The organism is Bacillus cereus group sp. N6 (assembly GCF_016483705.1).
GTDB lineage: Bacteria > Bacillota > Bacilli > Bacillales > Bacillaceae_G > Bacillus_A > Bacillus_A wiedmannii.
In genome coordinates this window covers 1-272 of sequence record NZ_JAEHBI010000273.1, presented here as the reverse complement: position 1 = coordinate 272, position 272 = coordinate 1, and the positions used below count along the sequence as shown (strand labels likewise).

The following is a 272-nucleotide window of genomic DNA, read 5'->3' as shown; positions in this document are numbered from 1 at the left end:
GTTATTTTTAACATCTCAGCCGCCTTTTCCATGTCACGATGATCTCCACCATGCCACTTAGCAGCGTTGTGAATCATGATTTTTGCTGTGGGAGAAATGCGAACTTTATCACCGGCCATAGCAATTACAGAAGCTGCACTTGCTGCTAATCCAACAATTTGAACTTCCACATGACCGGGATGATTTTTTAATGCCGTGTAAATCTCTGAACCTTCATTTACATAACCACCTGGGCTATTAATTGAAATAACTAAGTCATCGCCATTTGCATT

1 protein-coding gene is annotated in these 272 nt (G+C 40.8%); it reads right to left on the bottom strand.

The genetic code is table 11. The annotated features are described in order from the left end of the window. On the bottom strand, positions 1–272 hold a 272-nt coding region (locus JDS99_RS31285; protein ID WP_199696529.1), incomplete at both ends, for a Clp protease ClpP.